Consider the following 23388-nt stretch of genomic DNA (forward strand, 5'->3'; position numbering starts at 1 on the left):
AAAAAACGTGTAAAAGATGCAAACAGTACTCAGAGCAGGAATAATGGTCTTGCTGCTGGCAACAGGTATGCGCGGAATGGCGCAACAAAACATACAGTTCAGCCAGTACGTTTTCAATGGGTTAAGCATTAACCCTGCCTATGCAGGCTATAAGGAAGACTTGTACGTGAATACCGTTTACCGCCATCAGTGGGCCGGATTTCCCGGCGCACCCCGCACGGGGGGAGTGTCGATAGATGGCGTAACTCCTGCCAGTGAAAACAAGGTTGGACTGGGGCTGCAAATGTTGTTTGATAAACTGGGTCCGCAGGATGCTTTGTCACTCTATGGCTCTTATTCGTACCGGATCCCGCTGGATGATGAAGGCACACGCCGGCTATGCTTCGGCATAGGAGGAGGGGTTACCCAGTACTCCATTGATGGCTCGGCGCTGCAATACACGGATAATGACGATGCCGCGATACCGCTGGGTAAAAAGAGTGTGTGGGTGCCGGATGCCCGCTTCGGGATTTACTACTATACTTCCCGCTTTTATGCAGGCGCTTCTGTTATGGACCTCTTTTCGCTTTATACCGATGCTTCGCGTTACAGCTGGAAAGGGAACAACTATTCTACCATTCGCAAAACACAGCACCTGTATATTACTACGGGTGCTATGTTTCCGCTGGGAGACAACCTGCAGCTGAAGCCTTCTATCCTGATCAAGGAAGATTTTAAGGGACCTACTAACGTAGACATTAATGCCTTTCTGCTGATCGGTGAAAAGCTGTGGGCAGGTGCTTCTTATCGTACAGGTGTGGGGGTGTGGAACAAAACCAACCTGCAGAAGGATTTGAGTGAACTGGATGCAGCCAGTGTGATGGTGGAATTTTACGCGACAGAAAATTTGCGTATCGGGTATTCCTATGACCTGAGCATAAATAAAATGGCAGGTTACCAGGGAGGATCGCATGAAATATCACTAGGCTTTTTAATTCCTTCGAAAAATTTTGCAGTAAAGAGTCCCAGGTATTTTTAACCCTTAGTTACTACCCGTATGATACGTTGCATTATAATTATTTTTCCGCTGATGTTTTTGAGGGCCTTCAGCCTGTTCAGCCAGGAGCAGAAAAGCCTGTCGCAATTAGCTAATGCAGCTTATGCAAGGCAGCAGTATGCAGAGGCAGGAGCGCTCTATAACAGGATTGCCCGCAATAAGGGGGATAAGATGCCCGTGGATCAGTTGATGAAAATGGCCCATAGCTACCACGAGATCGGCTACTATAAGGAAGCCTCGGATATATACCAGGAGATCACCAGCCGTACTGACCGCCCGGCGTCTGCTTATTTTGCTTACGGGGAAGTGCTTCGGCAACTCGAACAGTATGATGCGGCAAAGCAGCAATATATGTTGTTTGCTACATCTGATGCAGACAGTCTTAAATTAAAAGATATCGCCCTGCAAAGTTGCGACAGTGCCGTTGTATGGGGTAAACAGGCACCTCCTGTACAATTAAAACCTGTTAAAGAACTGAATACGCCTAACTCGGACCTGGTCAGTGGGGTAGTAAAGAAAGGTTTGTTGCTGATGTCAAACGGATACCGCTCGATGGCGCTTAACGGTGGCTCACAGTCAAATCCGCCAATCGACAAACGCACCGAGCTGCCTTATTATAAAGCATATGTTTATCAGCAATACTCCGGCGACAATTCCAACACCTACCTGGAAGAACTGGCGCCGGCACTGCTGGGCAAATATGATTATCATATCGGCCCGGTATGTCTCAGCAGTGCAGAAGATACCCTCTATGCCACTATCAACATACAGGGCAGGGATGTACCTGTCACTGGCAAAGGTATCGTGAATGGTGTTCGTCAGTTGCAGATCTATCAGTCTGTAAAAAAGAATGGCAAATGGGAGACCCCTGTATTGATGCCGGGCATTAATGTACCAGGATACTCGTCCAGTCATGCGGTGCTTAGTTTCGGCGGCGACGTGCTGTATTTTGTATCTGACCGCCCGGGAGGGTTAGGTCAGACAGATCTCTGGTACTCGGAAAAACAGGCAGATGGTACCTGGGGGACCCCCATCAACTGTGGCAACCAGGTAAATACGGTAGCCTCAGAGACTTTCCCCACTGTCAACGAAGAAGGTATTCTTTACTTCTCCAGCAGAGGTTATGCAGGGATGGGTGGCTATGACATTTACCGTGTAAAAGGGGCAAAGTCCAGCTGGGAAATACCGCAGAATATGAAAGTGCCGTTTAACTCCGCGGCGGATGATTTAGGGCTGATACTGAAACGTAACGGCTATGAAGGTTACGTAGCATCCAACAGGCAGGGTGGCATGGGTAAAGATGATATCTATTATTTCTCTGATCCCGATTACTTTAACAGGGTTGAGGGCAACAGGAATCCGCCGGTGGAAACAGATCATACCTTACCACCTGTAACAAGCGTGCAACCAGGTTCAGGTTTGGTGGAGAAAAAACATACTGCAGAAGAAGAAACAGATAAACAACAACTGGAAGAACTGAAGTTTTTATATGACTATAACAGCGCATCACTGCTTACAGCATCCCGCAGGATACTGGACCAGGTGGCAGCGGTGCTGAAACGTCACCCCAACTGGAAGATTGTGATTGCTTCCTTTGCTGACAACCGGGGTTCTGATCAATATAATACCGATTTGTCGGCATTACGTTGTTATGCAGTAATAGATTACCTCGTTAATAAGGGCATCGATCCGAAACGTCTCTATTATAGCAATAAAGGGGAGGGTAATCCTGTGAACGGCTGCAAGGACGGTGTGCCGTGCAAGGAAGACGAATATAAGCAGAACAGGCGTTCCGAACTGAAAGTAAAATGGTAAGCGCCGACACGATGACGGTGCACGATTAATGCAGGACAGGGATTCGATTATAAAACAAGAGGCTGACCAAAGTAAAATCTGGTCAGCCTCTTAACAATTATGAAAGTAACAGCGGTTAATTATACTTCAGCTTGATCGTTACTTTCCAGATACCTTCTTTAAGAATGGACATGTCAAACCAGTAGTTGAAATAGCCACCGTTGATATCTCCGTTATTATACATATCGATCCTCAGCACCTGCCCGGAAACGAAGGGTAGTGGGAAACCGGCTATCTCCAGCTCCAGGTGATCGGGGAATTCAGTGTACTTTGTAGGATTATTCAAACCGAGGTTATGCCAATCCTTTAAGTCTGGTACGTCGGGGTTACTTGAATAATCATATCCGAGTAACGTTTTCGGGTCAACCGCGGTGCCATCTTTTTTCAGTACGTATACCAGTATTTTATTGCCGGTGTTGGTTTGTCTGTCAAAGGTTACATCAAGGCCTGTTATTTTGCCGTCAAGACCAGCGAGCCGGTAAGTATAAGGCAATGCGTAACTAACGTCTATGGTCAGTGCAGATTTAATAAGACGTTCTCCTCCGCTGTTTTTCACTCTTACGTCAATGATATACTTGCCTTTGGTAAATATGGTGGTATCACTACTCTCGGGGTAGATGACAATATTTCCATTCGCAGGGTTGATATCAACGGCAGGGCGATTTACCTTGGTGCGCTTCTTGTCTAACTCCTGTACCGTTTTCTCCTTTCCTGTATACTCCGCTTGCCAGAAGTAGGTATCTACTTTATAGGCCATCAACTTATCAGCAATTTTTCCATCTTCATAATGAATGGCATCAATGGTGAATTCCAATGGTTTGGTAGATTCATCTGTTACCATAGCTCCGGATTGGATAAGGGAGGCGCCTACTGCTATCTTCAGGGAAGGATTGGTATACTTGAGTGCCGGGCTAAGAAAGCCGTCGCTATTATCCTTCTTACAGGAAATCGTTGACAACGTGATAGCCAGCCACAACAGGTATTGTATGTTTAATGATTTTTTCATGATAAAATGATTAAGACTATCTGAAATATTTTTGTTTCAGTCCTGCTGCGAAACTAGAGCCATTGCTTAATACGTGTACAATAGCGTTGGCAGTGATCAGGTTATGCGTCTGTATACTGGCGCTATACTTTACAGTATCTACTCCTGGTATTTTTAAATGCTCAAACATTATTCTGTACGCCGACGTTTGTAGTGAGCTGGTGGCACTTGTTCCGCCGTCTACACCACTAATAATCAGGGAGTCGCCGTTAAGAGCCTTGTAATATTTTGTCCGGTCTTTTACGGCTTGCTCCAGGCTCACTTTAGCATTGGGTATAATAAACCTGCTAAGTAAGGTGAGCAATGTATCCTTTCCTATGTTGGCGAGGGCTTGTGGCGTCTGCCGGTCATCCGGTGTATAGTTCATTTGTAACCGTAACACTGACTTATTGGGCGCTGCAAAAAAAGTAATGTTAGCCTGATTCACCAGGGCCTTGCTATTGGTGAGGTCAATGATCTTCACCAGTGAATCAAATATATGATTAGGTCTGCTGGCCAGGAATTCATACACCGTCATCCTTTTTTCTTCCTCGGATTGCTTAGACAGGCCTCCATCGACATAATAATTATCTTTCCTGCACGCTGAAAACATCAGCATGGTAAGGGTTGCCAGGAGTGCCGCTTTTTTTAGTGAAATATTTTTCTTCATATAAAAAGTTATTTCCAGTATTCGTTCTGAGTGATCATAAAATTGCTTTTCGCGATAATGCTTTGGTCTATTGGGAGTAGCCATGCACCTTTCTGATACCAATCGGCTGCTGTTATTTTAGAGTCTTTATCCAGCTTTCTTGTTCTCACCAGGTCAAAGAAATATTGTCCTTCCCCGATCAGTTCCTTCCTGCGTTCGAGCAGGATAGTGTCCTGGATGCTGCCGCCGCCTGTATAGAGGGTGGTAAATGCACGTTGTCTTACTTTATTCAGCAGCACTGCCGCTTCTCCGGCTCTGCCTACGGCCGGACTGGCCAGCGCTTCTGCTCTCAGCAACATGATATCCGCCAAACGGGTAATGATGATGTTTGATTCATTGATATTCTGTGAGGAGGTGTCGCCTTTCAGTTGCAGTGTTTTGTATTTGCCCAGGAAGATACGGTCGTCATAAACGCCCTGCAGGTAGGTGGCACGGTCAAACCAGGTAAATAACCGGGCATCGCGTGCACTTGGAGGGAACATGTTATTCAGTTGTTGCCTGGTAGGAGAAAGGATAAACTTTTCCGTACCGCCTCCTCCATCTGATTGGTCTTTGTACCAGGGCCTGCCCAATGTTCTGTTATAAACACGGTTTTTCTGTACTTCTCTTGCATTGGCATCAAAATTAAGTTCAAAGATGCCCTCATTGGATTTTCCTACAAAGATGCTGATGAGGTTCAGGGTATCTGTAACAAGACTGTATGGACCTTTTGTGATCACGCTGTCGCATAGCTTTTCGCAACCGGCGTAATCCTGTAACCATCCCAGTACATGTGCTTTAATAGCCCATGCTGCTCCTTTGGTGGCTCTTACGGCTTTGTCGCCACCACCATAATCCAATGCCAGGTCAGCAATGGCGATGTCCAGATCACTGGTGATCTGCTTAAATACATCTGCCTGTGGCGCCCTTGACAGGTTATCTATATTCACGCTCTTTAAGTTGATGGGTACATCTCCCCAGAAACGAACCAGGTAAAAGTAGGTGAGTGCCCGGATAAAGCTGGCTTCACCGATATGCCTGTTTCTGAGTGACTCATCGTAGTTCGCAATCGTAGGGATTTTTTCAAGGAGCAGGTTGCATTGCGCAATGACAGTATAAAATTGGTTCCAGTTACCACCTCCGTTATTCAGTAAAGCACTGGCAGTATTGGTGGCGATAGGTGTCTCCGCCCRCACGTTGGAACTCTGGGAATAACTGGAGAACACATCTGCACGTACATCTCCCATGAGAAATACTTTATCCGGTACCACTGCCCGCAGGTAGGAATAAGCAGCGGCTACTCCTTTTTCCACATCTGCTGAGGTCATAATAGCGTTAGCAGCAGTAGGCAGTTCAATAATTTCAGGATCCAGTATTTTTTTGCAGGAAAATAATAAGGCGCAACCTGCGAGGAGGAAGCACATTTTGTTTTTCCATGTTATTTTTATCTTCATAATCTTAGAATTCAAAGTTAAAGCCACAGTTAAATTTGTAAGGAATGGGATATCCATTACCCAGATCGTAACCATAAGAATCCACGTTTTCAGGATCCACGCCGGAATACTTTGTGAGGATAAATACGTTACTCATCCCACCATAAACTCTCAGTCTCCGGATGTTAAAACGGTTCAGCGCAGCCGGTGCAAAATCATAGCTCAGGTTGATATTATTTAACCGTATAAAGCTTCCGCTTTCCAGGAAAAGATCGGTGTTGGTTTCGTAGTTGCCGATAAAATCATAACTGGATGTGCCGTAGTATCTCCAGGGATTAAGCACCGGGTATTTTGCATTGGTGTGGGTAGGTGTCCAGAAATCCAGGTCAGATACATCCAGCAGGTTTCTTTGTCCGCCGGGATAGTTCACATTTTCACTGGCAGTCCAGCTCACCCCCTTGATACGATCTGCCTTTACTTTGTTGTATACTTTGTTGCCAACGGAGTAGTTGAAAAACAGGTCGAGCTGGAGTGTGGCATTGCTTTTAAACTTATAGCTGAAAGAGTGAGAAACACTTCCGGTAAATTTAGGATTAGGATCACCACAGTAAACGCGGTCGGAATTGTCTATTACACCAATCCTGCCATCTCCGTTTACATCCAGTATCATGATATCACCGGCCTTATATGGATCCTGTGAGGAAAATCCGCTGGTGTTAGGGTACAGTCGCTTACCGGTATATTTATTTACCGGAACGGATTCGTCTGTTGGATATACGCCCAGGTACTTCATCAGGTAAAAGCCATTCAGCGGGCGGCCAATCTCGAGGTAAGGTTGTCCTACTGCATAATCGCTCCTGGAAACACTTCTGCCGAAATCAGGCAGTTTGGTCAGTTCATTATGGTTAATGGCACCAATAAAGGTGACGGAATACTGAAAGTTCTTTCCTGGTCTTGTAAGATAGGCTGTAATGGCAGCTTCATACCCGGTATTGCGAACAGCCCCGCTGTTGATATAACGGGAGGTATATCCGCTCGTACCATTTAAAGCATCCGGAAACAGGAATCCGTCTGTGTTTTTATTATAGTAGTCGAGCGTCATGGTCAGACGGCTGTTGAAAAACTCAAGATCCAATCCTACGCCCTTGTCTTTAGTAGTTTGCCAGGTAAGATTTGGTAAGGCGGTACCGTTACCTGCACCGTAACTTGGAGCCAGCAGCGGTATGCCGTTGTACGTGGCATTGTCTCCGCTCTTGGTTTGATAGGCGCCTACAGCCAGGTAGTTGTCTTCATACTGGGTACCTGATTTACCCGTACTGGCCCTGATCTTACCGAAGTTCAGCCAGCTACCAATGTGCTTACGAATAAATTTTTCTTCTGTAAATACCCATCCTGCAGACAGAGAAGGGAAGTATCCCCACTGGTTATCTTTACCAAATTTGGAAGAACCATCGGCGCGGACAACACCCTGAAACAGGTATTTTTTGTCGTAGTTGTAAGAAAGCCTGGAATAGTAAGACAACAAGCCATACCTGATATTATGCGTTTCCAGTTTGAGATTGGATTGCGGATATCCCTGTATCACCTGTTGTGCGTCACTGGGGCCTCCAAATGCAGAGCCGAATATATTGTTGTTTTCGCTGGTGTTGATGGTATTACCTAACACCAGATCGAACGAGTGCTTTGAAGGAAAGGTGTGGTATAAACGAAGAAATGTTTCGCTCAGCAGATTCACTTTTTCCTGCGAATAATAAGAAGCTGCAGCTTTCTGATCATTTCTTGTTGCAGATGGTTCGAATGAGCGGGTGCGATAAAATTCATAGTTACCAGATGCTCTGGAGGTAAGGTTCAGGTAGTTGGTAAGATCGTAACTGACTTCGAGCTGTGCCAGCACTCTCCTGGTAAGGTCAATGCTGACGCCTTTCTTGTAAGACTCCAGGAAGGAATCAAAAAAGCCGCTGTTGGGGCCTGGCCTGAAGGAAGAAGAGAAGTTATTTCCTACTACTGCAGCACTGTAAGTGTCGCCTCTTTTCTTGCTGGCATCGGTCTGGCTTAAATTTGCCCGGCCGGTAATGGTTAACCGCGAAGTAGGCTTAAAGACACCGTTATAGGTCAGTGAAAACCTGGTAAATCCTGAACCCAGTACAATACCTTTTTCGTTATAATAATCTACTCCTAAACGGTAGCTGGCATTCTCCGTAGCGCCGCTGATACCCAGGTTAATATTCTTCAGATCAGCATCCCGGAAGTACAGCTTTTGCCAGTCGGTAGAATTGTTGTAAAAGCTATTCAGGCTATCACTCAATTCAATGGGCATATCTGAATCTCCTCCGCCTACTTTGGAAGATTTATACTGGTTAAAGAGATCAATTTTAAAATCGCGTTCCGCTTTACCACCAAGGGTTTTACGTAGTGATGGGTAATAACTCAATCCATATTGTGTATTTAAGGTGACAATTGGTTTCCCGATTTTGCCACGTTTGGTGTTAATAATGATAACGCCGTTGGCGCCTCTTGAACCATAGATAGCAGTAGCAGAAGCATCTTTCAGTACATCCACGGATTCCAGGTCAAAGGGACTGAAACCAGCCAGCACACTTGTGATGGCCTGGCGTGGATCTGAAGGGTTGAATACATCCTGTTCCAGTGGCACACCATCAATAATAAACAGGGGTGTGCTTACCACGTTGGAGTTGGCGGAATTGGAAAACGAAGCAAGACCTCTGATCTGAATCATGCTTCTTCCACCCGGCATACCGGAATTGTTCTGCACTACTAACCCGGGCGCAAGTCCCTGCAGCAATCCTTCAATAGAACCGCTGGGCTTATTTTGCAGCTGTGAGCCTTTAATGCTTGAGATGGCAGCAGTGGTTTCTCTCTTTTTCTGTGTACCATATCCCACTGTTACGTTTACTTCCTGCAATTGCGATGCAGAAGGCTGGAGCATGATCAGCAGATTCTGCAGCGTATTTCTGACCAGCTGATGATTAAACTGTTTGCTGGCCGGTGTTAGCACGCCATTGTTCAGGTGAAGCGTTAACGGGTTAAAACCGATAGAAGTGATGAGGATGGTGGCGTCTTCCGCAGTAACTGAAAGGGAAAACCTGCCGTTTTCATCTGCCGTGGCTCCCTGTCTGGAGCCCTGAACGATGACAGTGGCACCAATAATTGGTTGGTTATCCGGACTAACAATCCTGCCGGACAACGTAGTCGCTGCCGTCGCCTTACGCGATGCGAGTACCGTTACGATTCTTTCATTTACTTCATAGGTGAATGGCTGCCCCTTAAATACCTGGGCCAGGGCGGTTTCCAGCGACTCCTCTTTAAGGTTTACCGTGACAGGCAGCGCATTTTTTGCATACCGGGCATCAAAAATAAAGGAGTAGCCTGTTTGTGTTCTGATCGACTCGAGCACCTGCTCCAGTCTTGCTCCGCTTACACTTAATGTTACCTGCTGGGAGAAACCAATTGCAGATGTTGCCAGATAATGGAAGACAGTAAACATTATGCACCAGGCATAGCGCTTCCAATGGCCCATACGATGGCCATGTTGAATTCTCATAAATGTAATTTTACTGGTGTGAAATGATGATGGTTGATAAATAAAATCCGGATACTATTTCTCTACAAACAGCCGGCCGTTGCTTAATTTAAATTTTATGTTACTTGTTTTCTCAATTGCGCTTAACAGTTCTGGTAGTGGTGTGCTACGAGGTAATTGTCCATATAGTCTTTTTGCCGGAAGGGATGAAAAATCCACTTCAATATCATACCAGCGTTGCAGCTGATACGCCATCTCCCGCAGATCGGTATCGGAAAAATAAAAGAGATCGGACCGCCAGGAAACATCTTCTTTGGTGTCTATTGTTTTTACCTGTAAATCGTTATTTGCCAGTATAGCTTGTTCTCCTGGTTTTAATACGCTTGACTTGTTTTCATTTGGCAGATTAATTTTTACACTGCCTGTTATGAGTGTAGTTTTAATATACGGTTCATCTGTATAGGCTTTAACATTAAAAGAAGTACCCAGTACGGAAATAGTTTGCTGTGGAGTTACTACTAAAAATGGTTTGTGGTCGTCCTTAACGATATCGAAATAAGCTTCGCCTGATAATTCGACTTTTCGTTCCTGGTCAGGAAACTGTGTCGGGTAATGCAGGGAGGACGCGGCATTTAACCAAACCTGGCTGCCATCCGGCAGTACTACTTTATATTGTTTTCCCCTCGGTATAGTGAGGGTATTATACACGATTTCGGGCTTTGCTACTGTGGTGACGTCCCCTGCATAGGTAAGGGTTCCGTTATCGTTGTTAACGGCGCGGGCTCCTTTTTGCTCAAATACCCGTCCGGCTACGGTACTGTCCAGGGACACCTGAGTACCATCGGCGAGTGTCAGCATTACATCAGATTTGGACCTGGGAGCAGGGGAGAGCTGCGCTATTTTTTTCTGATCAGTTACCCGGTGCGTATTGACAAAAAAGCGGTAGGAGAGCAGCGACAATAACATTGTTGCGCAGGCGGCAGCCCAGAAGAGTACCGGCTTTAAGCTATATATCCGGGTACTGACATCCGGGCCTGAACCTGACTCTTTGTTTTTTTCATTGATCTGTTCAAATAAATGGGAGGCCTCTTCAGCAGAGAAAAAATCTTCTTCTTCAGCGTATTGTGTTGACAGTTGCTCAAATAAATCATTATATAATTGCCTTGCATCCGGATCAGTCAATAATACAAACAGCTCCTGTCGCTCTTCTTCAGCGATAGTGCCGGTAGTGGCTTTTTCCAGCAAATATTGTAAACGGTCTTGCTGCTGCATAGTATGACTGTTTGAACATTGTTCCTATATCATAAGACAGTGAAGGGGGTATAAAAGGAGATATGGGGAGGAAAAATATTTTATTTTAAATACCGGACAGCTACCAATGTGAACAAAACCGTTACCCTCACCTTAATAAACTGGTGAATAAACTTAAGGGCCAGCTGGTTATATTTTTTTACAGAGTCGGTAGATAAATTCATGCGGGATGCAATTTCAGGGTTTCTGTAACCCTGTGCCCGCAGGAGGAATACGGTTTTTTGCTGTGTGGGCAGTGCTTCAATAGCTTTGTCAACTATTTCAAGACGAACATCAGGATGGTCATCTTTTTTGTCTTGTTGTTGTATTACAAACCTGGCATACTCCTCTTGTCCTTTTCTTTCCGCGGCCAACCGCGTCAGGTAATTAAGGGTATGGTTGCGCAGCAGAATAAAAAAATAGGCATTGAATTCTTTGATACTGGTCAGCTTTTCCCTGTTTTTCCAGAGTTTTACAAACAGGTCCTGCAGGATCTCTTCAGTTTGTTCGCGGGAGCCGATGATGGTATAAACGATACGGCCTGCCTGATGTACATATCCATGAAAAAGCTTTGAGAATGCAAGCTGGCAGCCGCCGGCCACTTGCTCCAGTATTTCACGTTCATTGTCAATACACTTTAACCCCATAAAGCATTGGAAATTTGGTTGACATTTGCTCACCAGGTTGACACTACAGCGGAATCATGACAATATTAGCGATAGTTAATAATATTTCCGCATGGAATTTTAACAAAAAGGTATAGTAAATTATCAAAAAAATAGCTATTATAACGCGTTTATGGGTTGCCGGAGTGTCTCCTAAACCAGGAGACACCCTTCGGTTTTTATCATACAGGCAAGTCATAACTGCGCAGCTGACCATCGCCGGTCGTCAGCAACAGCTTGTCATGCACAATCATTACATTGATAATATTACTGCTGTAATCAAAGATATAATCCGGGTTGGTAGTAGGATTGCCATCCAGGTTATATGCCGTAAATTCAATACCCTCCGGCATTACTTCTGCCTTACAACGTAAATCTTTTCTGTCCAGCAATAACAATCTTCCAAACTGGGAAACTACCAGGATGTTATTATCATCTACAAAGAATACATTGTAGTTGATATTATCCGGTTCAGCGGCTGGAAAATCTTTACTGCCCTCGAAAATACCTTCCTGGTCCTGCTCTGCTATCCTGGCAATTACAGGGAAGGAATAGATTTCTAAAGGCCCATCATAATGGGGCGCCATCACAAACTCTGTTCCGGATGGCCCAAAGTTGCCCATGATCACATCATCACATTGGGTAAGTTCAGCCAGGGAGATGACATCATCATTGAGCTGTAACTGCATCAGGATGGATTTCTCCTGGCCAGCCGCCGCTTCCAGCAGGATAATGTCATTGTTGGGCGTAGCATGAAATGCGTAGGTGTATTGTTGGCTTTCCAGCAGGGGGTGGGAAGCAATTACTTCAAAAGTAACAGCATCCATCACCTGCAGCTGGTCTGTTTCATTTTTATCACCAGGCAATACATACCAGATCGTTTTATTATCCTTCGCGAAATGACAGGCGGCCCCCAGGAACCAGCCCCAGGAGTCATGTTCCACTGTATGTAATACCATGGTCCCTTCTGCATCGAGAATGCGCATATCGGTCATACCCGCAATAGCAATCAGGCGGCCATCAGAAGAGGCAGACAGTTTGCTGCTTACATAATTCGTATGCTTTCCCTGGATGATTTTTTCCCAAACAATTTCAAGGTTGGCATTGAGCTTTGTAATCAATGGTTGACTCGCAAAGTTCATCAGGATCTCTCCATTCGGTAATGGCACTACGTTTACCGGGTTAGCAGTGAATGTCAGTTTGTTCTTTAACGGCAGGTTTATATGCGAAAATTGACTCATGTCTTTTGTTTATACAGTCGCAAAGGTAATACACAAACCACTTTTCTGACAACCTGCACCTTTTTTCAATAGATAAAAGTATGATCACGGTGGTTTCTAACAGGAAAAGGCTTCAAAATATTAATTTTGAAACCTTTTCCCGTTGGAGATAAACTTAACACATCAAGGCGTAGCATCTTTCCCCTCCACCAAAAACTTGCGGAGGTTTTCCAGCAATACATCAGATGTATTGGAATCAGTGAAAATGACATATCCCATTTTCAGGTCTTTATACACTTCAAACCTGCATTTGAAATCGCCATTATTGCCACCATGACCAAATGTTTTGCCAAAAGGAGTTTCTCTGATCTCAAGACTCATACCCATATAGGTGGGGACTTTTGGCTTATGCGGCTCGTCATCAAAAGTATATTCTGAGTGCTTTGAGAGTATAGTGTCGTATGTTGCTGGTTTCAGGCCTTTCTGCTCTAATAAATACAGCATAAACTTTGAGAAAATTTTTGCTTCGGTATACATAGAATAGGCCATGCCCGGACTTTCCGGCAGATCATTTTTAGTGGGCAGTTTGTCATAATGACCATATGCCGCCATCCGCTGCAAAGAATCATTTTTTGAAAAGAAAGTATGGTATAGTCCAACGGGCTCAATCACTTCCTCCTGCAATACCTGCTCCACCTTCTTACCCGTAATTTTTTCTATTACCAGCTTCAGGTATTCGAAGCCCTCACCTGAATAGTTATAGGCTGTGCCGGGGGGAAATTTCAGATCCAGTTTTCCATCTTTATTCATCCATCGCCAGTTCGGGAAACCCGTCCGGTGCGTTAATACATGTCTTGCGGTCATCAGCTTATATCGCTCGTCGTATTCGATATCCTTATAAGGAAGGTACTCATATAACGGTTTGTCAAGGTTAATCACCCCACGTTCTGCCAGTCGTTCCACAGCAAAGGCAAATACAGGCTTTGTAACGGAAGCTGCTTCAAACAATGTATTGTCATTTACTTTTTCCCCGGTCATCGTGTTGCTAACACCATATGTTTTATGATAAAGCAGTTTCCCTTCTTTAATTACTGCCAGCGAAACGCCGGGTATTCCATAATAACCGCGATAGGTGTCGATAAAATGATCTATCTGACTGGTATCGGACGCGGTGAAATTTAGCAGTATACCTTTGTCTGGAATCAAGTCGGGTACAGGGGTAGATGATATACGAATCGCAGGTGCAACTGTTTTTTGCCCGGATTTTGTTACAATGGTGACAGGTACTTTTTGATCGGCAGCATAAACCTTATCTTCAGATTGAAAGTAACGATCAGGCAATGTGAGCTTATATTTTCCAGCAGGTACCATTACCTCATAATTCCCCAGGCTATCTACTTCAGCTGTCATCCAAAGTTTTGGATTGTCCGAAGCGATGAGCCGCAACAGACCTGGTAGCTTTGCCGCATGTTGTTTGTTCCAGCTTAACTTTCCCGAAACAGGGGACAGTTCTTTGCCGGCAGGCAGAAAGACGATATCGCCAAGACTGTTGGGGTTCTTAAATTTAGATTCTCCCTTCCCCCAGGCAGACCAGGAGAAGCTTCCATCCTGATCTTTGTCAAATACATGAAAATCGAAACCGACCGATTTTCCAACGGCCAACTCGTTCCCTAACTGTATACGCCATTCATAAATGCGGGTGTTACCATGGCGTGTAAGAGCCACCTCCGTAATATCCCAGGTGGCTTTACTGGCAAAAGGATCAAAGAAGGCATTATTGATGGTATGAAGGTGCTTACTATACATAAATGACGCCACCCCGGAACCGGAGAGCAGATGACGCGCATCAACGCTTACCTCCAACCCGTCCTGGGTGTTCCAGCTTACATTTTGAGAAGTATCTTCAACGAAATCATCATCTGTAATCGTAAATGCCACGTATAGTGATTGATTGCCGAGGTTATAGCCTAGCTGGAAATAGCCGGAAAAATCGGATTCATTCTGCGGTTTTGTGTCCGATGGATTTATTCCGATCTTATACCTGACAGCATCTTTGGGCCAATCGGAAAGATCGCCATCCACGATGATCCTGCCAAGCGGATATGCATAGGCAACACTTCCATTATGGGCAAACAGATACCCGGAAAAAAGAAGGCATAATGCAGATATACAAATTGATTTAACAGGCGATACTGACATGTTTAATAGATTCTCAAGGATTTAAATGAATGCGTATTATTATAAGACGTCTCTGTTATAGAAAGGTTGCATGAATAATAAGCTTTTTTTTCCATTAGGAGTGTGTGAAAATACAGGATTCGCCGTCTTCGCACTAACTTTATGATTTCTCAGGAACTATTAGCTAATCTGACTTTTGCAACAAAGTAAGAATGACCTGTAGAATAAAGTGATTTGAAACCAGCTGTCCGATCTTTGCGTTATAATTAAAACAAAGAGATATGGGAAAAGTATGGTTTATAACGGGGAGCTCAAGTGGACCAGGGCGAAGCCTGACAGAAGCGGTGTTGTTAAAAGGCGGCATTGTTGCGGTTGCTGCAAGAAATACTGAAAAGCTGGATGACCTGGCTGCCAGACATAAGGATCGGCTATTGGTGGTGAAACTCGATGTTGCGAATCAGGATCAAATCCAAAGAGCCGTGTCGGATACAGTGGCAAAATTTGGGCGTATCGATGTACTGGTTAATAATGCCGGCTTTGGCGTGACGGGGGCCACAGAGGCTTTTACGAACGAGCAGGTACGAATCCCGGATAACGTTTTACAAATTCGAAGTATTTTGTTTTAGCGTCCCCGAAATTCAAAAAGTCGTTGTCTTTGATTTTTGTAGTTTCCCTACATATCCATGAAAAACTGCACCCATGGAGAAGTTAAATTAAATTGCTTCAGCATTTTTGCCGTCTTGTTATTGAAGTCCTTGTTACTGATTGGGGTATTTTTTTCAGGTGCGGGAATTTTCCATTTATCCGGCCCTATATCCATACTGGTAACGCTTTGAGCGAAAATAGTAATATGCTGATGCGGTATAGCTATGCCTAAAATCATCCCGGGTAATCCATTGAAAGACTCCGGACCTCCGCGGGCGGGAATTTCATCGGTATAAAATGCAACGATATAGATAGAATCAAACAACACGGCATTCGCACGATGGCATTCATATCCGGCAATTTCCCGGGTTTCTTCTGTCAACTTCCATTTAAGGCTTTTAACCGCATCTTTGATAAAAAACACCTGCTCAAAAGCCTGCTTTTCCGTAAGTGCCATACCAGTGGAAAAATTGGTATACACTTTATTCTTATAGGCTACCGGTATCTGGAAGGTTTGGGAATAGTTCATATCGGGATTGCCCGGCTGATAAAGACTCTGCTCTCCGTTAAAATATAACTCAAAACTATCAGTCCAGAACTGGGGCGACGTATTCCTGTATTGCTGCATAAAGGTAGTCAGCTGATCAGCCGGCATGGTCCCCGTTTCTTTTAGAAAAATTGGCATCGCTGCAAACGTATTGACTTTCCGCTCAAACTTTATTTTCCCGCTATTGGTAAACACTGCCAGTTGTGCGGCAGCAGGGAAGCAGTTTGTCATCAGGATGATCCCAAGAATAGTAATGATCTTTCTCACTGTTTAATACTATTAAATTTTGTGAAATTCCAGGTAGCACCCATCATAAAGTAACGCTGAATGGTGGTGTATCGGTTTTCTGAAAAGAACGTGTTGGTAGCAGTACGGGCATAACCGTTATTTTCGTTCAGGATATCATTGCAGGAAATTTTCAGTGTTAGCTGGTCCTTGCTGAAAAAGTTGCGCCCTATCCAGGCATTCCAGATTGTGCGCCTGAAATTATCGTTGAATGCCTGTGTTTTCTGCTGCCAGAGATAGTTGGCATCTGTATGGAGCTGGAATTTCTTCAGGAAATAAACGTCAACAGAAGGGTTTAGTGTATAGAAGAAATAGCTGTTTTTAGAGGTTGGTTGAAGAGAAGAGGTATTGTTGGTGTGTCCTCCACTTGCCGTCAGATAGAAGGTATATTTCTGGAGCTTCGATTTATACGCCTGCAGTGTCAAAGTATACGTATTATAGTTCAACTTGTTGATAACATCGTTGATCGGGCTAAAGGATTTTCCGCCATTTAGTCCCAGTGCGGCAGCGGCCTGCATATCAATCAGGGTGATCTTCTTCGAGTAGTAGGTATTTACATAATAATTACGGTTGGCATAGCCCTCCATATTCACATTTTGGTAGGTATATGCACCCGCAGGATCTACACTGATCGATTGGGTAATTGGATTTGACACCAGCGTATAACCAGCCGATCCTCCATAATACACCTGGGAAGCTATTTTTGCAGCATTGTACCTGGCGGTGAAATCATTGGTAAAACTATTCTTCAACGCTGTATTAGGCAGCAGTGTAGTGAGCTGGCCGTTATCAAAATTAAAAGGAAGCATCTGCGAACGCCCGGGGTTGTTGCTGTTTCCATTGTAACTAAAACTCAATGCTTCGTAATTGCTGAACTTATAGTTAAAATTAAGATTGGGATTCAGGTTTACAAACTGTTTATTCAGCTTCACGGCACTGTAGACACTTTCCATATTCATCTGAACAAACTTAACGTTGTTGCCTACTTTCAGTACCACCTTTTTTGTAGAATAATTCAGTGATAATCCACCCTGATTTCCCCAGGAAGTTGAATTCATTTTAGTACTAAAAGCCGTGTCAATCATTTTTATATCCTGGTTATTGCCAAGATTGTACGAACGTTTATCATCATGCGCTGATTCGTTGTACAGGTCATAGTTGACAATCATCGACAACTTTTTGGAAAGCGGCTCCGTATAAATAGCATTGAGGTTCAATGTACGCCAGTCATCATTCATCTTTCTGCGCAGGTGCAACAAGGCGGTACTATCCACATGACTCGCTGCGTCATAAAAAGTGCTGTTAGAAACGTTTTCGCCATTGGTGGCATCATTTGAAAAGTTATTGTTCAGATACACCGCAATGGTGCGCCCTTTCTTCCTCAGTTGTTTTTCCCAGGACAGGTTGAGATTATAGCTGTTGAAGTCATAATCATTTGTGCTGGATTTGTCATTATTATATATCAGACTGGAATCGCCCCGCCTGTTTTGTGTAAAGCTATTATTGGAGCTTTTATTATTATAGCGTGTGCCGTCTGTATAAATCGTAAAGGTGGCTGAGGAATCGAGTTTGTAAATATATCTCGCATTTAATTTATTGTCGGTGCTATTATTTTTAAAATTGTTATTGGAATTACTTAAGATAATGCCGGAAGGCAGGTTGTTTTGTGAGGTAGTAGATTCAGACCCTACCACCTGCTGCCCGTTGAATTTATAATTTCCATTGAAGGCTATTTTATCAGCGTTCCATTTTTTATCATAGTGAAAGCCACCTGAGGTAATCGTTGGCAATCCTTTACCGGAATAGTTGCCGCTGCCTTCTTCATCAGCCCCCATTTTTTCTTTATCTGCTGTTCCCAGACCGGACCTTCCTATGTTGCCGGTGGTAGCGTAGGCAGACATTCTTCTTTTGCCCTTAAAAGCGTTAATCATGCCCTGGGCATTGTACCGTTCATCTGTACCAACGCCGGCCTCTACTTTTCCAAATATCCCATGGTTTTTATCTTCTTTAATTTTCAGGTTGATGGTTTTGTCTTTTACCCCATCTTCTATACCGGTAAAAGCAGCGGCGTCCGACTTCTTATCGTATACCTGTACTTTGTCGATCATGTCTGCCCGCAGGTTGCGCGTTACCAGTGTGGGGTCATCGCTGAAAAACTCTTCTCCGTCTACCAACACCTTTTTCACTTTCTGCCCCTGTGCGGTAATATTACCAAATTGGTCTACCTGCAACCCGGGTAGCTGTCTTAGCAACTCTTCCACTGATGCATTGGGTTGCACTTTAAAGCTACCGGCATTATACTCGGTGGTGTCGCCATTGATCCTGATGGCTGCTATCTGCGATTTTACGATTACTTCACGCAGTAGCCTGCTTTTTGGGATGAGATAAATATTGTTCATCTCTGCTAGCTTATTGCCAGCATTTTTCATATTTAACCGGTAGGAATAACTGGCATACTTCGGATAGGAAAAGTATAAAACATAGGTGGCCGTATCTGCCAGTTGCTGAAAGCTGAACTCCCCATCTTTCCCCACCCTTGTACTGGCGATGATAAATGAATCCTTTGCCTGCAATAATACCACTACGGCATTCCGCAACGGGGCTTTCAGGCTGCTGTCTGTCACGGTTCCCCTGATCGAGCTATTTTGTGCGTTGACTTTGTAATGAAATAAGATAATCAGCAGGAGTACTAATCTTGGGATATTTTTCATCATTGAATGACGGAATTTGAATTTAGGGCTAAGAAACATATCGTCTTTGACAACCTGTTTTTTGATTGTTATAAAATGTTTTCATTTCTTTATTATATGCATAGGGTCGGCCGTATGATTTATCATCGTCCTTATTTCTGTATTGCTCACTCGATAATTTTGATTTTCTGGTACATCGGAAAATACAATCATTTTTCTAATTTTCTACGCTTTTTGTTTTTTCCGATTGCCTGTCAGCATGCAAAGTGAAGGAGCCGGAAGGCCAGTTTGAAGTAGAATAGCCTGTTTTCAGCCGCCACTTTGTTGGCTGAAAATACGGAAGATAATTACCCTCAACGCTTCATGTCACCCCATTCAGTAAAAATTCCCCGGCACGTTCATTACCGTCCTTCCGGAGGCAAATGAAGCAGTCGGGGAGGCTGTATCCCACACTTATACTATAGTTGCAGCGGGTGTGAAAATTTTTTTCCTCCTATAGGTCCTAAATAAGCACTTGCGCGTCTGTTGAGAAAATGGGCATTTCACGAAAAGGATTTCACGTTTGAATAACATCATAAGGCCCCTGGTGATCTGCGGCCAGTGCTAATATCATCAAAATAAATTACTGGATACCGATACCCGGTGCAGAGGCGCCGGTGATTCCTGGTTTATGACCTATAGACGAACAAAGCTCCTATTCTTTTTCTTTCGTTAAATCACACGATACCAAACATGCAACCAGTGCAGCAATCGGTTGCACCGGCCCAATTCCACCCAAACAAAATGTTATGAAAGCAAGCAAACCAAAATCAACTGTTCGCAAAGGACTTTCTTTGCAAGGTGCCGTCCGGCGGCTACCTATCAGGTGCCACCTGATGAAAAAATTCCTGCTACTATTGTTGCCGCTATGCCTGCTGCTGTGCAGTAAGCTCCATGCGCAATTCCTACTGCTGGATGATATGGAAGGCCACGGCCCCTGCTCCGGCAAATGGGCCTATTATGCGGGCAATACCACCACCGGAAAAGTGGAATTTGGTGTGCCCAATCCCAATCCCTCTGGCCTGAACATTAGTCCGCTGGTGGCCAAATTTACCAAAGACACCAGCTGCTTCGAATACATKAGCGCCACCTGTCAGCTGAGAGATTCCTTTAACCTTTCTGTGAGTAGTACCTTCAAAATGCTCGTATACAGCAGCACACTGGACGAGATCATGTTTAAATTGCAGCCAGGCACCAATTACAGCAAAGCCGTTTTCTTCACCTTTAAGCCCTCCCGCGTGAACCACTGGGAAGAAGCTACTTACAACTTCGCCAGCGTTAAGAACAGAACAGATTTCAACACGATTTCCATACAGTTCATTGATGGAAAGAAAGCCAACGGTATCCTATACTTTGACCTGATACAAGCGCCCAATCCTACTGCTCTTGTTTTAAAGGATACGAGCATCCTGATGGGCCATGAAAATGGCGCCCAGCTCACTGCACAAGTGAAGGGGGGCGTATTCAGTCCCACGCTGACCACCTCCAATTGGGTGGCGTCCAACCTGCCCGCCGGCGTTGCTATCAGCAATGTGCAGCGGATAAATGACAGCACGGCCACCATTACGCTCAGTGGTAATTCACCGGCCAACTATTCCCGGACTACCCTTAAACTTACCGTGGCGGGCCAGGAGGTGGCCACTGCTAACGTTACCACCTACACGGCAAAAGGAAATGTGTTGTTTGAAGGCAATCCCAGCTGGACACTGATGTTTGCGGACGAGTTTAACACAGATGGACAACCTGATCGCAGCAAGTGGACAGTAGATCCGCGTCCCAAAGGTTGGATCAATGGTGAGCAACAGGTATACACAGATACTACCCACGACAATGCCCGCGTGAGAAATGGTCGTTTGGTGATCACCGGAAAGAAAGATTTCCCTACAGGGAACAGCGCAGAGCCCTGGTCATCCGGCCGGCTCATCACGCAGGGCAAATTTGATTTTCTCTACGGCAAAGTAGAGGTGAGGGCAAGGCTACCCCGTGCACATGGTTCCTGGCCTGCCATCTGGCTGATGCCTACCAGCAGCGTATATGGCGGATGGCCTAAAAGCGGAGAGCTGGACGTTATGGAACATGTGGGCAACAACTTCGGTACGGTGTTATCGACTGTTCATACCCAGAACCACAATTGGACCAATGGCGGAGGTGTATCCAACAGCAAAAAGCTGATGGACGCCGATACGGTGTATCACGTGTATGCCATGGAATGGGCGCCGGACACTATCCGCTTCATATACGACAGCACGCAGATCCTGTCTTACGCCAATCCACATACGGACTGGAAAGACTGGCCCTTTGACCAGAAGTTTCACCTCATCCTGAACCTGGCCATTGGCGGGGGAATGGGAGGTTCCATCGTGGATGCGGACTGGCCGGATAGTATGTCGGTAGACTACGCGCGTATCTATCAGAAAGGCGTAGGCACTCCTGTGCTGGACACCATCATGGTGACGCCGGGTGATTTGTCTTTCCTGCCCGGGAAACAGCAACAATATACCGCCAAGGCCTTTGATCAGAATGGATACGCCATGGCCATCACGCCGGTGTGGAATATCACAGGCGCGGGCAACAGCATTACGGCCAGCGGTTTGGCTACMCTGAATAATTCCGGGAAAGTAACCGCCACAGCTACTGTAGATACCACTACCAGGACAGGCGTTGCCTTTGTAACCTATCGAACAGGCAATTACAAAGACATACCGGCAAAAATACAGGCAGAGGCCTTTGATAACGGTAACGCATGTTGCACAGAACCCACTTCAGATGCAGGTGGCGGCGTAGATGTGAGCTATATAGGCGCCAGCACCTGGTTTGAATACGACATCAACGTACCCCGTTGCGATACCTACCGGATACAGTTCCGTGTTGCGGTAAGCGGCGCGTCCAGCCTGAAAATACAGCGGGACAGCACCACGCTACAGACGGTAAACCTGCCCGCAAGCGGCGGATGGCAGAAATGGATCACTGTCACGTCAGCGCCTATACGACTGGAGCAAGGTCAGCAAACCATCCGGATTGCTGCCAATAAGGACGGCTGGAATTTCAACTGGCTGAGCATTATTTCTGCAGACTCCGTGCAGCTATCCCGCATGATCATAAAACCTGATAGCGCGACCATCACCATAGGGCAGGTGCAGCAGTTTTCTGCCACAGGTTATGCCCAGGACAGCAGCCTGTTACCTGTATCACCAGTCTGGTCTGTATCCACTGGTGGCAGCATCGATGCCAGCGGCCTGTTTACGGGCAATGTTGCAGGCGATTACCTGGTAACAGCGACACTGGGAACCAGGGCAGATACGTCTATCGTGCATGTAGTCACCCCGCCTGTACTGACTCGCATTGCGATTACACCGGATTCCGCAACAGTGCCTTTGAACGCATCGCAGCAATTCACCGCCAAAGGCTATGACCAGCGCAACACCCCCTTTACCTTTAAGCCCACCTGGAGTGTTACCGGCGCAGGAAATGCCATCGACACCAACGGTATTTTCACGGCAGGTGGAACGCCCGGCACATTTACCCTAACGGCAAGCGGCAACGCTATATCTGGCAGTACTCCTGTAAAAGTGGATTATACCTGTAGCGTGAATAATAAGTACGAAGCAGAAAGCGCTTCCACGCAGGCCCCCGGCCTGGTGCTGGAAGCCTGTACCGATACCGGCGGCGGACAGGACTTCACCAACCTGAAATCCAGCAACTGGTTTACCTACAATAATCTGAATATTCCTGTTGCGGGCAGGTATAATATCAGCTTCCGGGTGCTGACCAATGCTCCGGCTAAAATATGGATAGGCCATAGCACCTTTAAATTTGATACTATCAGCATTCCATCCACCGGAGGTGTATGGATGACGATTACCGATACCATCCGGCTGCCCGCCCTCAACTATACAGGCGTGCATATACTGTCCGGTACATTGAAGTTTAACTGGTTCAGTATTGATAACTGTGCAATAAACCCATCGCCCGCCCGTATGGCGTATAGTAAGTCTGAGTATCCGGTGGCAGCAACGCCCGTTATTTATCCCAATCCTACCAGTGGGCAGCTGACCATAGATCTGCGCGGTATGCCCTACAAACGACTCACCTTAATGGATATACGCGGCAACGTACTGCGACAATGGAATATCCAGAAAGGAGACAGACAAGTCAGCAAGGATATCAGCGCGTTAGCAGCGGGTACCTATTGGCTGAAGCTGGAAGGAGAAAGTGAGGCAAAGACATTCCAGGTTATTAAAATCTAAAGAGAG

14 protein-coding genes are annotated in these 23388 nt (G+C 45.4%); 4 read left to right on the plus strand and 10 right to left on the minus strand.

Annotation, left to right across the window (positions count from 1 at the left end):
• Positions 1-16 precede the first annotated feature (16 nt).
• On the plus strand, positions 17-1018 hold the full coding sequence (locus AC1DCV_RS33810; protein ID WP_477027318.1) for a PorP/SprF family type IX secretion system membrane protein: 1002 nt from the start codon (positions 17-19) through the stop codon (positions 1016-1018).
• A gap of 51 nt (positions 1019-1069) precedes the next feature.
• Positions 1070-2851: an OmpA family protein gene (locus AC1DCV_RS33815; protein WP_477027319.1), complete on the plus strand. Its 1782-nt coding sequence runs from the start codon at positions 1070-1072 to the stop codon at positions 2849-2851.
• Between the two features lie 115 nt (positions 2852-2966).
• Here AC1DCV_RS33815 and AC1DCV_RS33820 read toward each other — a convergent pair whose 3' ends face one another.
• The 8 genes from AC1DCV_RS33820 to AC1DCV_RS33855 form a co-directional block, all read right to left on the minus strand.
• On the minus strand, positions 2967-3896 hold the full coding sequence (locus AC1DCV_RS33820) for a DUF5007 domain-containing protein (protein ID WP_477027320.1): 930 nt from the start codon (positions 3894-3896) through the stop codon (positions 2967-2969).
• A 16-nt stretch (positions 3897-3912) separates the two neighbouring features.
• Positions 3913-4584 (minus strand): hypothetical protein, encoded by a 672-nt coding sequence (locus tag AC1DCV_RS33825; protein WP_477027321.1) that lies wholly within the window; start codon positions 4582-4584, stop codon positions 3913-3915.
• Positions 4585-4592: 8 nt separating this feature from the next.
• Complete coding sequence (locus AC1DCV_RS33830; RefSeq protein ID WP_477027322.1) at positions 4593-6056, minus strand: RagB/SusD family nutrient uptake outer membrane protein; 1464 nt, start codon at positions 6054-6056, stop codon at positions 4593-4595.
• Between the two features lie 4 nt (positions 6057-6060).
• Positions 6061-9597: a SusC/RagA family TonB-linked outer membrane protein gene (locus AC1DCV_RS33835; protein WP_477027323.1), complete on the minus strand. Its 3537-nt coding sequence runs from the start codon at positions 9595-9597 to the stop codon at positions 6061-6063.
• A 54-nt stretch (positions 9598-9651) separates the two neighbouring features.
• On the minus strand, positions 9652-10848 hold the full coding sequence (locus AC1DCV_RS33840; RefSeq protein ID WP_477027324.1) for a FecR family protein: 1197 nt from the start codon (positions 10846-10848) through the stop codon (positions 9652-9654).
• 80 nt (positions 10849-10928) lie between these two features.
• On the minus strand, positions 10929-11513 hold the full coding sequence (locus AC1DCV_RS33845; protein WP_477027325.1) for a sigma-70 family RNA polymerase sigma factor: 585 nt from the start codon (positions 11511-11513) through the stop codon (positions 10929-10931).
• A 200-nt stretch (positions 11514-11713) separates the two neighbouring features.
• Positions 11714-12772 carry a hypothetical protein gene (locus AC1DCV_RS33850; protein ID WP_477027326.1) on the minus strand — a complete coding sequence of 353 codons (1059 nt, stop codon included), beginning with the start codon at positions 12770-12772 and terminating at the stop codon, positions 11714-11716.
• 162 nt (positions 12773-12934) lie between these two features.
• Entirely contained in the window at positions 12935-14950 is a 2016-nt protein-coding gene (locus AC1DCV_RS33855) for a serine hydrolase (protein WP_477027327.1), read from the minus strand.
• A gap of 260 nt (positions 14951-15210) precedes the next feature.
• On the opposite strand from AC1DCV_RS33855, the gene AC1DCV_RS33860 reads away from it, so the two are divergent.
• Positions 15211-15555, plus strand: coding sequence for an SDR family NAD(P)-dependent oxidoreductase (locus tag AC1DCV_RS33860; RefSeq protein ID WP_477027328.1), 345 nt, complete (start codon positions 15211-15213; stop codon positions 15553-15555).
• 47 nt (positions 15556-15602) lie between these two features.
• Here the strand turns inward: AC1DCV_RS33860 and AC1DCV_RS33865 are convergent, their stop codons facing one another.
• Positions 15603-16388 (minus strand): GLPGLI family protein, encoded by a 786-nt coding sequence (locus AC1DCV_RS33865; RefSeq protein WP_477027329.1) that lies wholly within the window; start codon positions 16386-16388, stop codon positions 15603-15605.
• Positions 16385-19120, minus strand: a complete 2736-nt coding sequence (locus AC1DCV_RS33870) for an outer membrane beta-barrel protein (RefSeq protein ID WP_477027330.1) — start codon at positions 19118-19120, stop codon at positions 16385-16387. Before AC1DCV_RS33870 ends, AC1DCV_RS33865 begins: the two co-directional genes overlap by 4 nt.
• A 764-nt stretch (positions 19121-19884) precedes the next feature.
• On the opposite strand from AC1DCV_RS33870, the gene AC1DCV_RS33875 reads away from it, so the two are divergent.
• Positions 19885-23382, plus strand: a complete 3498-nt coding sequence (locus AC1DCV_RS33875) for a carbohydrate-binding protein (protein WP_477027331.1) — start codon at positions 19885-19887, stop codon at positions 23380-23382.
• Positions 23383-23388: the final 6 nt, after the last annotated feature.

It is taken from the genome of Chitinophaga sp. 10T418 (assembly GCF_056394125.1).

Excerpts from the sequence above, each read along its gene's own strand:
- AC1DCV_RS33810 (WP_477027318.1), top strand. The coding sequence starts at position 17 with ATGCAAACAGTACTCAGAGCAGGAATAATGGTCTTGCTGCTGGCAACA.
- AC1DCV_RS33815 (WP_477027319.1), top strand. The coding sequence starts at position 1,070 with ATGTTTTTGAGGGCCTTCAGCCTGTTCAGCCAGGAGCAGAAAAGCCTG.
- AC1DCV_RS33820 (WP_477027320.1), bottom strand. The coding sequence starts at position 3,896 with ATGAAAAAATCATTAAACATACAATACCTGTTGTGGCTGGCTATCACG.
- AC1DCV_RS33825 (WP_477027321.1), bottom strand. The coding sequence starts at position 4,584 with ATGAAGAAAAATATTTCACTAAAAAAAGCGGCACTCCTGGCAACCCTT.
- AC1DCV_RS33835 (WP_477027323.1), bottom strand. The coding sequence starts at position 9,597 with ATGAGAATTCAACATGGCCATCGTATGGGCCATTGGAAGCGCTATGCC.
- AC1DCV_RS33840 (WP_477027324.1), bottom strand. The coding sequence starts at position 10,848 with ATGCAGCAGCAAGACCGTTTACAATATTTGCTGGAAAAAGCCACTACC.
- AC1DCV_RS33845 (WP_477027325.1), bottom strand. The coding sequence starts at position 11,513 with ATGGGGTTAAAGTGTATTGACAATGAACGTGAAATACTGGAGCAAGTG.
- AC1DCV_RS33850 (WP_477027326.1), bottom strand. The coding sequence starts at position 12,772 with ATGAGTCAATTTTCGCATATAAACCTGCCGTTAAAGAACAAACTGACA.
- AC1DCV_RS33855 (WP_477027327.1), bottom strand. The coding sequence starts at position 14,950 with ATGTCAGTATCGCCTGTTAAATCAATTTGTATATCTGCATTATGCCTT.
- AC1DCV_RS33860 (WP_477027328.1), top strand. The coding sequence starts at position 15,211 with ATGGGAAAAGTATGGTTTATAACGGGGAGCTCAAGTGGACCAGGGCGA.
- AC1DCV_RS33870 (WP_477027330.1), bottom strand. The coding sequence starts at position 19,120 with ATGATGAAAAATATCCCAAGATTAGTACTCCTGCTGATTATCTTATTT.